The sequence below is a fragment of the Denitraticella aggregata genome (assembly GCF_048158365.1).
In the GTDB taxonomy this organism is placed as follows: Bacteria; Pseudomonadota; Gammaproteobacteria; order Burkholderiales; family Rhodocyclaceae; genus Azoarcus_F.
Genome location: NZ_JBLLNL010000010.1, coordinates 111,402 through 121,471 on the forward strand (window position 1 = coordinate 111,402; position 10,070 = coordinate 121,471).

10 protein-coding genes are annotated in these 10,070 nt (G+C 64.8%); 2 read left to right on the forward strand and 8 right to left on the reverse strand.

All coding sequences use genetic code 11. From position 1 onward, the window contains the following. The 6 genes from ACKVEX_RS13085 to tsaE form a co-directional block, all read right to left on the reverse strand. Nucleotides 1-429, reverse strand: coding sequence for an FKBP-type peptidyl-prolyl cis-trans isomerase (locus tag ACKVEX_RS13085; RefSeq protein ID WP_473216182.1), 429 nt, complete (start codon nucleotides 427-429; stop codon nucleotides 1-3). Further along, nucleotides 426-920: a signal peptidase II gene (lspA, locus tag ACKVEX_RS13090; RefSeq protein ID WP_473216183.1), complete on the reverse strand. Its 495-nt coding sequence runs from the start codon at nucleotides 918-920 to the stop codon at nucleotides 426-428. The genes ACKVEX_RS13085 and lspA overlap by 4 nt, the downstream gene beginning before the upstream one ends. Before the next feature lie 9 nt (nucleotides 921-929). Further along, a complete protein-coding gene (ileS, locus tag ACKVEX_RS13095) occupies nucleotides 930-3,752 on the reverse strand; it encodes an isoleucine--tRNA ligase (RefSeq protein WP_473216184.1) in 2,823 nt (940 codons plus the stop codon). A 14-nt stretch (nucleotides 3,753-3,766) separates the two neighbouring features. Then, nucleotides 3,767-4,705, reverse strand: a complete 939-nt coding sequence (locus ACKVEX_RS13100; protein ID WP_473216185.1) for a bifunctional riboflavin kinase/FAD synthetase — start codon at nucleotides 4,703-4,705, stop codon at nucleotides 3,767-3,769. A 160-nt stretch (nucleotides 4,706-4,865) separates the two neighbouring features. Then, a complete protein-coding gene (locus ACKVEX_RS13105) occupies nucleotides 4,866-6,158 on the reverse strand; it encodes an N-acetylmuramoyl-L-alanine amidase (RefSeq protein WP_473216186.1) in 1,293 nt (430 codons plus the stop codon). Continuing rightward, on the reverse strand, nucleotides 6,155-6,670 hold the full coding sequence (gene tsaE, locus ACKVEX_RS13110; protein ID WP_473216187.1) for a tRNA (adenosine(37)-N6)-threonylcarbamoyltransferase complex ATPase subunit type 1 TsaE: 516 nt from the start codon (nucleotides 6,668-6,670) through the stop codon (nucleotides 6,155-6,157). The genes ACKVEX_RS13105 and tsaE overlap by 4 nt, the downstream gene beginning before the upstream one ends. Before the next feature lie 48 nt (nucleotides 6,671-6,718). On the opposite strand from tsaE, the gene queG reads away from it, so the two are divergent. Further along, a complete protein-coding gene (queG, locus tag ACKVEX_RS13115; protein ID WP_473216192.1) occupies nucleotides 6,719-7,750 on the forward strand; it encodes a tRNA epoxyqueuosine(34) reductase QueG in 1,032 nt (343 codons plus the stop codon). A 135-nt stretch (nucleotides 7,751-7,885) separates the two neighbouring features. On the opposite strand, the gene ACKVEX_RS13120 is transcribed toward queG, so the two are convergent. Both ACKVEX_RS13120 and ACKVEX_RS13125 read right to left on the reverse strand, forming a co-directional pair. Continuing rightward, nucleotides 7,886-8,740 carry a sulfurtransferase gene (locus ACKVEX_RS13120; RefSeq protein ID WP_473216188.1) on the reverse strand — a complete coding sequence of 285 codons (855 nt, stop codon included), beginning with the start codon at nucleotides 8,738-8,740 and terminating at the stop codon, nucleotides 7,886-7,888. Then, the gene (locus tag ACKVEX_RS13125) at nucleotides 8,737-9,099 is read right to left on the reverse strand and encodes a SpoIIAA family protein (RefSeq protein ID WP_473216189.1); all 363 of its coding nucleotides are present in this window, start codon (nucleotides 9,097-9,099) and stop codon (nucleotides 8,737-8,739) included. Before ACKVEX_RS13125 ends, ACKVEX_RS13120 begins: the two co-directional genes overlap by 4 nt. A gap of 185 nt (nucleotides 9,100-9,284) precedes the next feature. Here ACKVEX_RS13125 and ACKVEX_RS13130 point away from each other — a divergent pair. Further along, nucleotides 9,285-10,070: FGGY family carbohydrate kinase (locus ACKVEX_RS13130; RefSeq protein WP_473216193.1), on the forward strand; the 786-nt coding region annotated here is incomplete at its 3' end.

Sequence of the window (10,070 nt, forward strand, 5' to 3'; positions counted from 1 at the left end):
CTACATGATGCCGATGATTTCCAAGTCGAAACGCACGGTCTTGCCGGCGAGCGGATGGTTGAAGTCGATCAGGGCCGATTCGGCATCGACCTCCCGCACCAGACCGGAATAGCGCGAACCGTCCGGAGCGGTGAATTCCATGATGCTCATCGGCTCCACGTGTTCCTCGCTCATGTGCCGGCGAAGCACGCGCTCGACCAGTTCGGACTTGTGATCGCCGAAGGCCTGGTCGGGGGTCAGCGTGTAGGAATGCTTCGTTCCCTCGGCCAGTCCGGCGAGCAGTCGCTCCAAGTTGGGAAGCAGCTCGCCGGCGCCGAGTTTCAGCGTGGCGGGCGTGCCCTCGAAGGTGCTGATCAGCGGCTGGCCGTTTTCGAGCGCGATCCGGTAGTGCAGGGTCACGAGGCTGCCGGTCTGGACGGTCTGGGTCAAGATGGATTCTCCGGAGTGGATGTCTTGGGTTGTGGGCGAAACTGGGTCCATAGCATCAGGATCACGCCGAGCGTGATGGCCGAGTCCGCGACGTTGAAGGCCGGCCAGCCATAGCGACCGATATGGAAATACAGAAAGTCGACCACCGCTCCATAGAGCACCCGGTCGATGACGTTTCCGAACGCGCCGCCGATGATCATGCTGAACGCCAGCGGCAGTGCGAGTTCATGTTGATGGCGGCGCAGCATCGACAGCAGCCAGATGCAGATCACGATCGCGAGCGTGACGAAGAACCATCGCTGCCAGCCCGGCTGGTCGGCGAGAAAGCTGAAGGCTGCGCCCGGATTGAACACCAGCACCAGCTTGAAGAAGCGGGTGACCTCGATCGCCTGACCGAAGCTCATCGAGGACAGCACGATCCACTTGGTGAGCTGGTCGATCGCGACGATGGATGCAGCGAGGCCCAGCCAGGCTGCAAGTCGATGGCTCATCTGCAACCCTCAGGCATGGACGCGCGGTTCGCCTTCGCCGAACAGGTTGTCGTGGCAGCGCCCGCACAGGCCCGGATGCTCCGCCGCCGAGCCGACATCGTCGCGATAATGCCAGCAGCGTTCGCACTTGGCGTAACCCGAGGCGGCCGCATCCAGCCCCTCGTCGGCCGCCTCGGCGACCTGCACAAGTTCCGCTCTGGATGTGATCAGCACGAAGCGCAGGTCGTCACCCAGGCTGGCCAGTGCGTCGTAGCGGTCGCCGGTGCTGCGCAGGCGCACTTCGGCCTGCAGCGACGAACCGATCTGTCCCGCCGCACGCAGCGTCTCGAGTTCCTTCTGGACCTCGGCCCGGACTTCACGGATCAGGTCCCAGCGGGTCAGCAGCGCCTCTTCGCCATCGGCTGCCGGCAGTTCATGCCAGGTGTGCAGCATCACGCTGTCGTCGGCGCCGTCGCCGAGCACTTGCCAGATCTCCTCGGCGGTGAAGCTCAGGATGGGCGCCATCATGCGGGTGATCGCCTGCGTGATGTGCCACAGCGTCGTCTGGGCGGACCGGCGTGCCGGCGAGTCCGCACGGGTCGTGTATAGCCTGTCCTTCAGGATGTCCAGATAGAACGCGCCCAGATCCTCGGCGGCGAAGTTCTGCAATGCCTGAACCACCTTGTGGAACTCGAAGCGCTCGTAATCGGCCGTGACCTGCAACTGCAGGCGACGCGTCAGCGCGAGCGCGCAGCGATCGATGTCCAGCCACCGCTCCACCGGCACCGCATCCGTTGTGATGTCGAAGTCCGACGTATTGGCGAGCAGGAAGCGCAGCGTGTTGCGCAGGCGGCGATAGACCTCGACCACGCGATCGAGGATCTCGTTCGAGATCGTCAGCTCGCCCGAGTAGTCGGTCGCGGCCACCCACAGGCGCAGGATCTCGGAGCCCAGGCGGTCCGAGACTTCCTGTGGCGCCACCACGTTGCCCTTGGATTTGGACATCTTCTTGCCCTGGCCGTCGACCACGAAACCGTGGGTCAGCAGGCTGTGATAGGGGGCTCTGCCGTCGATCGCGCAACCGGTCAGCAGTGAAGAATGGAACCAGCCGCGATGCTGGTCCGAACCCTCGAGGTAGAGATCGGCCGGCCAGCGGTCGTCGTCCTCATGCGAGCCGCGCAGCACGGTCCAGTGCGTGGTGCCCGAATCGAACCAGACGTCCAGCGTGTCGCTCATCTTGTCGTAAAGGGCAGCCTCGTCGCCCAGCAGTTCGACCGGATCGAGTTTGAACCACGCGTCTATGCCTTCCGCCTCGACCCGCTTCGCGACCGCCTTCAGAAGCTCGGGTGTGCGCGGATGCGGTTCGCCGGTCTCCTTGTGCAGGAAGAACGGAATCGGGACGCCCCAGTTGCGCTGGCGTGACACACACCAGTCCGGACGGTTGGCGATCATCGCATGCAGTCGCGCCTTGCCCCAGGCCGGGTAGAAGCGGGTGTTCTCGATCGCCTGCAGGGCCAGTTCGCGCAGCGTCGGTGCGCTGGGCTCGACGCGTTCGCGGTCGGCGAGCCGATCCATGCCGACGAACCACTGCGTGGTAGCGCGATAGATCACCGGCGTCTTGTGGCGCCAGCAGTGCATGTAGCTGTGGGTCAGATTGCCGGACGCGAGCAGACAGCCCACTTCGGTGAGCTTCTCGAGGATTTTGGGATTGGCATCCCAGACGCCGAGGCCGCCGAAGAAGGGAAGGCTGTCGGCGAAGGTCCCGTCGCCCTGCACCGGGGTCAGGATCTCGTCGTTGCGCATGCCGTAGCGTGTGCAGGTGATGAAGTCGTCGAGACCATAGGCCGGTGCGCTGTGCACGATGCCGGTGCCGGCGTCGGTGGCGACGTAATCGCCCAGCAGTACCGGCGAGATGCGATCGTAGAATGGATGACGAAAGTTGATCCGGTCGAGCGCGATGCCCTGGGCTGCGCCCAGCACCCGTCCTTCCAGACCGAAGCGCTCCAGTGCGCTCTGGCGCAGCTCGGCGGCGAGGACCAGCAGACCCCGGGGGGTTTCGACCAGTTCGTAGACCACCTCGGGATGAACGTTCAGCGCCTGGTTGGCCGGGATCGTCCACGGCGTCGTGGTCCAGATGACCGCGAGCACGGCCTGCCCGACGGGCAGTGCATCCAGCCCGAACGCGTACGCAAGTTTGCCGCGGTCGGCCGCGTCGAGAGGAAAGCCGACATCGATCACCGGCGACTTCTTGTCCTGATACTCGACCTCCGCCTCGGCCAGCGCCGAGCCGCAGTCGAAGCACCAATTGACCGGCTTCAGGCCCTTGAACAGGAAGCCCTTTGCATACAGCTCGCCCAACGCGCGGATCTCGTCCGCCTCATTGGAGAAATGCATGGTTCGATACGGGTTGTCCCAGTCGCCGAGTACACCCAGACGGATGAAGTCCTTCTTCTGGCGCTCGATCTGCTCGGCGGCGTAGTCGCGGCACAGTTCGCGCGCCCGGTCGGAGGGCAGGTGCTTGCCGTGAAGCTTCTCGATCTGATGTTCGATCGGCAGACCATGGCAATCCCAGCCCGGGATGTACGGCGCGTCGAAGCCTGCCAGGGTCTTGGAGCGCACGATGATGTCCTTCAGGATCTTGTTCACCGCGTGGCCGATGTGGATGTCGCCGTTCGCATACGGCGGGCCGTCGTGAAGGATGAACTTCGGCCGGTCGGCGGCCGCCTTGCGGATCTTCTGATACAGTCCGCGCTGCTGCCACGACTGGATCCACGCCGGCTCGCGCTTGGCCAGATTGCCGCGCATCGGAAAGGGCGTGTCGGTCAGGTTGAGCGTCTTGCGGTAGTCAGCCATGGTGGGTTCGGGCCTCAGTCTAGATTGGGGTTGCGTGCAAACCAGTCGCGCGCCTGCTCGGCGTCCCGCTCGATTTGTCGGGCAAGCGCTTCGAGCGATTCGAAACGCGCCTCGTCTCTGAGCTTGCGATGGAAGTGTACCCGCAGGTGCGCACCGTAGCAGTCCCGCCGCCAGTCGAACAGATGGACCTCCAGCAGCGGGCGGGCGGCGTCGTCGATCGTCGGGCGCACGCCGATGTTGGCGACCCCCGCGACCACGCGGTCGGACAGACCTTCGACGCTGACCGCAAACACGCCCGACAGCGCAGGCTGGCGGTGTTTCATCTGGATGTTGGCGGTTGGATACCCGAGCGTTCGACCGATCTGCCGGCCGGCCATCACGCGACCGGCAATGCTGTACGGCCGACCGAGGTGCCGGGCGGCGCGGTCGAGGTCGCCGCTCGCGAGCGCGCTTCGGACGGCCGAACTCGAAATCCGTTCGTCGCCGAACTCCAGCGTGTGCATCGCCTCGACGCCGAAACCACGTTGCGCGCCTATCCGCTCGAGCAGCGCGAAATCCCCGGTGCGGCGGGCGCCGAAGCGAAAGTCGTCACCGATGATCAGGTGACGTACGTCGAGTCCGCGGATCAGGAAGTCATCGATGAAGCGCTCGGCGCTGACCGATGCGATCCGTCGGTCGAAACGGCAGACATGCACGGCCTCGACGCCGTTCGCGGCCAGCAGCAGGAGTTTCTCGCGCAGCGACGCGAGGCGAGGCGGTGCGTCGCCGGGACTGAAGAACTCGCGCGGATGAGGTTCGAAGGTCATCACGGTCGCGGACACGCCGAGCGCGCGCGACTTGGCCACCAGCAACTTGAGCAAGGCCTGGTGACCGAGATGCACGCCGTCGAAATTGCCGATCGTGAGCACCGACGGCTGGATCGCGCGTTCGGGGATGCCTCGAATAACCTGCATGAGCGCCTGACCACGAGTTGCGGCATCGGGCGCGGCCGCGCGCAATGCCGAAACCAAGATTGAACCCGAAGCGTTGGATCTTCACTTCGATGAGTGGCGAAGCCCCCGGCAGGGGGCTTCGCGAAAGCCGAGATTATAGCGGCAAAAAGGGCGGATGCGATCAGCCCAGGCTTGCGACGGTGGTCCGGTGTACCGGCGGGTTGGCCTGAAAATAGCGCCTTACGCCGCGCATGATCGCATCGGCCATCTTCTCCTGGTAGGCGTTGTCGTTCAGGCGTCGTTCTTCTTCCGGGTTGCTGATGAATGCGGTTTCAACCAGCACGGACGGAATGTCCGGCGCGCGCAGCACGGCGAAGGCGGCCTGTTCGACCTTCGGCTTGTGCAGCTTGTTGACGCCGCCCAGTTCATTGAGCACGGCCGCACCGAGCTTGAGGCTGTCGTTGATCGTCGCGGTCTGCGACAGATCGAGCAAGGTGCGGGCGAGATGACCTTCCTGTCGGGCGAGATTCACGCCGCCGATCAGGTCCGCCTCGTTTTCGCGCTGCGCCAGCCAGCGCGCGGCCGAACTGGTGGCACCGCGCTCGGACAGCACATAGACCGAGCTTCCGCGGGCTTCGGGCCGGACGAAGGCGTCGGCATGTATGGACACGAACAGGTCGGCCTGTACCCGGCGCGCCATCGCGACCCGCTGCTGCAGGGGCACGAAGTAGTCGCCGTTGCGGGTCATCACCGCCCGCATGTTAGGCTCCGCGTCGATCTTCTGCTTCAGACGCCGTGCGATGGACAGCGTGACATTCTTCTCGTAGCTTCCGCGCCTGCCGATCGCGCCCGGATCCTCGCCGCCGTGACCGGCGTCGAGCACGATCGTGATCAGCCGGTTGACCTCCGGCGCGTTCTGCGCGCCTCGGCGGGTCGGCTGCGTCGATCCGTTGCCCGCGAGCTGCTCGCCACCGGTATCGCCGCGGGCTGCCTCCATCGGGGAGGACTTGCGGATCAACGCCAGCAGTGGATCGATAGGCTCGGTCGGATAGAGGTCGAGCACGAGCCGGTGACCGTAGCTGGCGATCGGCTTCAGCGTGAACACCTGGGGGTTGATCTCGCTCTTGAGTTCCACGACCACACGAACCACGCCCGGACGATTCCGGCCCGCGCGAATCAGCGAGATCACCGGGTCCGTGTCGAGCACACGCGACGGCAGGGACTGCAGCACGCTGTTGAGCTCGACCCCCTCGAGGTCGACCACCAGCCGCTCGGGATCCTTCACGATCATGTGGCTGAAGCGGATCGCGGCCGAACTCTCGAGCGTGATCCGGGTGTATTCGGTCGCAGGCCAGACGCGAACGGCGACCAGGCTCCTCGCGGATGCGAACCCGACCGGGCTGACCAGCATCGCCAGCGACGCGCCGGCGAACCCGAGCATCTGCCGCCGGCTGATGCCTGCGGGCAGCGTCATGTCGTGTCGCGCACCAGGTTTTTCGTCATCTTTTCCGTGCATGATCTTCCCGCCTCCGTCAGCGCAGTCACGTCGAGCGCGCGCCCTGCGCCGCTCACACCGAGCTTTACGACCACGTCAGGCTTGCAAACATAGGGTTCGGCTTTCTCCGCCCATTCCACCAAGCAGACTCCGCGTCCGTCGAAGTATTCGTCCAGTCCCGCTTCCAGATATTCCTCGGGTACGGCGAAGCGATAAAAATCAAAGTGATATAAGTGTAATCTAGAAACGATGTAAGGTTCAATCAAGGTATACGTCGGACTTTTCACTTTTTCACGATATCCGAGCGCCCGCAGGACGCCGCGGACCAGCGTGGTCTTGCCCGCTCCGAGGTTGCCGTCGAGGTGGATGACCAGCCCGGCTTGCAGCGCCGGCGCCAGTGCTGCGCCGGTGGACTCGGTATCCGTCTCGTATTCGAGATGCGCCGAAAACCCGCGACCGCTATCATCGGCAGGGTGAATGAGCTTGATCATCAGAACTTCTCCGCTGGCGTCCCCGACGTCGATGCCGTGTCCGAACTGATGCAGCGCGTGCGAGCGTGGGGTCGGGAACTCGGTTTCGATTCGGTCGCAGTGACCGGTGTCGACCTCGCCGCCGCGGAACCGGGGCTGGCCGACTGGCTGGCGCAGGGCTTCCATGGCGACATGGATTATATGGCGCGTCATGGCATGAAGCGGGCCAGGCCGGCCGAACTCGTTCCCGGCACGCTGCGGGTGATCAGCACGCGCATGAGTTACTGGCCGGATGCGGCCGATGCGGCGCGAATCCTGGACGACCCGACCCGTGCCTATGTATCGCGCTACGCGCTGGGGCGCGATTATCACAAACTGATGCGCAACCGCCTCCAGCAACTTGCCGATCGCATCGCCGTTGCGATGCCGCATGGCCATCGGGTATTCGTCGACTCCGCGCCGGTCCTCGAAGTCGAACTGGCGAGCCGGGCCGGTCTGGGCTGGCGCGGCAAGCACACGCTGCTGCTCGATCGCTCGGCCGGCTCGATGTTCTTCCTGGGCGAGATCTTCACCGATCTGCCCTTGCCGGTGGATGAACCTCAGTCCGATCATTGCGGCCGCTGCACCGCCTGCATCGATGCCTGTCCCACCGGGGCGATCGTCGCCCCCTATCGGGTCGATGCCCGGCTGTGCATCTCCTATCTGACGATCGAGCTGAAGGGGCCCATTCCGGACGCATTGCGACCCTCGATCGGCAACCGGATCTACGGCTGTGACGACTGTCAGCTGGCGTGCCCGTGGAACCGTTTCGCGCATTTGACCGACGAGGGTGACTTTGCGCCCCGCAACGACCTGGACCAGGCTTCGCTGATCGAACTGTTCGCCTGGACCGAGGCGGATTTTCTGGAGCGTCTTGCCGGCAGTGCGATACGTCGCATCGGTTTCGAGCGCTGGTCGCGCAACATCGCGGTCGCGCTCGGCAATGCGCCGACCAGCCCGGCCGTCATCGCAGCCCTGCAGGCACGCTGCGGGGACGCGTCCGAACTGTTGCGCGAACACGTGGCGTGGGCGCTCGAGCGGCATCGGATCGGGACGCCCTGATCCTGCAGTACTGTATCGATGCCTGCTCGCATTCTTCGTCTGGCGCGACCGCGTGGTTCGATCGAGAACAACGTGGGCATCTGGTCAGACAGGGGTGCCGTGCGCACGTCTCCTGGTGGAACGCGGCCGTCGCGCTCAACCGTCCTGACCGGTCGCGATCGGGCGTGCCGGATCGGCGCACCATTCGCTCCACGAGCCTGCATAGAGCCGTGTGCCGGAGAAGCCCGCATGTTCCATCGCGAGCAGGTTGTGGCAGGCGGTGACGCCGGAGCCGCATTGATGCACGACCTGCGACGGAACATGCTCCCGCAGCAGTGAGAGGAACTCGGAGCGCAATTGCTGCGACGACTTGAAATGGCCGGATTCGAGATTGTCGCGGAAGAAGCGATTGATCGCGCCCGGGATGTGCCCCCCGACCGGGTCCAGCGTCTCGTTCTCGCCGCGGAAACGGTCGGGGCTGCGCGCGTCGATGATGCACATGTCGGGATGGTGCAGGTGGGCCATGACATGATCCAGATCGACCATCAGCGGCTGCAGGGTCGGCTTGTAGCGTACCGGTCGACGGGCCGGAACGAGGGTTTCGAGCGGCTGGGAATCGTCGCGCCAGGCCCCGAATCCGCCATCGAGCACCGCCACCTTGTGGTGCCCCAGCCAGCGCAGTAGCACCCAAAGGCGTGCCGCGAACATTCCGCCCGCGTCGTCATAGGCGACGACCTGGGCATCGTTGCTGATGCCGAGCCGACCGAGCCGCTCGACCAGACCTTCCGGATCGGGCAGCGGATGGCGCCCGTTCGTGCCGGTCATCGATCCGGCCAGATCCTCGTCCAGATGCATGAAGATCGCGCCGGGGATGTGTCCCGCGGCATAGGCGGCGCGTCCGAACTCCGGATCGGTCAGCTCATGACGGCAGTCGACCACGCACCAGCCCGGATCATCCAGATGTCGGGTCAGCTCGCGAACGCCGATGAGAATGTGAAACGCGTCGCTCATTCGGTCGCCTCGGGTTCGGCCGCGAGCCAGGTGCGCGCCTCGGTCTCGTCGTCGAACACGAGCACCTCGGCGGCGACGAAAAGCTGGGTCACCCAGGCGCTCCAGGTCATCCATTGATCGTCGGTCAATACTGCGATCCGACCGAAGTCGTGCGTATGCTCACGCGAGAACTTGATCTCTTCCCATGCGACGTCCAGCGTGAATCCCGCCATTTCGCGCAGATCGAAGAGCAGGTTCACCGGCCCCTCGAACTTGACCTTGTAGTTGACCAGTTCCTCGAACTCCTTGTAGTCGGCCAGCGTGAACTCACCGAAAACGGTCAATGACACGAGCTTGTCGTTATGGTCGATTGCGATCATCGCGGTCTCCGGAAGTTTATTGGCATGAAACCCACTATATCCGTTGCGTGATCCCGATTCAAATGATGCGCGGATCGGTGCCCGGGTCGGGCGTCGGTCGCGGTATGCACCACCGTGGGCGCGGCTACCCGACTGCGCGGGTTCGCGGTAGGCTTCCACCGATGAGTGACGGATGGGGGTGCGGCATGCGCTATGTTCTGGCGCTGGATCAGGGTACGACCAGTTCGCGCGCGATGGTGTTCGACGAGCAGGGATGCGTGTGCGGTGCTGCACAGCGCAGCTTTGCCCAGCGCTATCCGCAGCCGGGCTGGGTCGAACACGACCCGGAGGAGATCCTGCGGACGCAGTTCGACTGCGCCTGCGCGGCACTGGTCGAGGCCGGAATCGAAGCGATGCAACTCGCGGCCCTGGGCATCACCAACCAGCGCGAAACCACGATCCTTTGGGAGCGGGCGACCGGTCGCGCAATTGCGCCGGCGATCGTTTGGCAGGACAGACGCACTGCCGCCGACTGCGACCGGCTCAGGGCGTGTGGCGCCGATGCGATGGTGCGCGAGCGGACCGGTCTCGAACTCGATGCGTATTTTTCGGCCACCAAGCTCGCGTGGCTGCTGAACGAAGTGCCCGGGGCGCGCGCACGTGCGTTGCGCGGGGAGCTGGCGTTCGGCACGGTCGACAGCTGGTTGATCTGGCATCTGACCGGCGGGGCGGTGCACGTGACCGATCCGGGCAATGCCGCACGCACGATGTTGTACGACATCCACAGGCTCGACTGGGACGATGACCTGCTCGATCTGTTCGACATACCGCGTACCGTGCTGCCGCGGGTCGTCGACAGCATTGGCGTATGCGGCGAGACGCAAGCCGACGTGCTGGGGGCGGCGGTGCCGATCGCGGGCATCGGCGGCGATCAGCAGGCTGCGACTTTCGGTCAGGCCTGCTTCACCCCCGCCATGGCGAAGAACACCTAC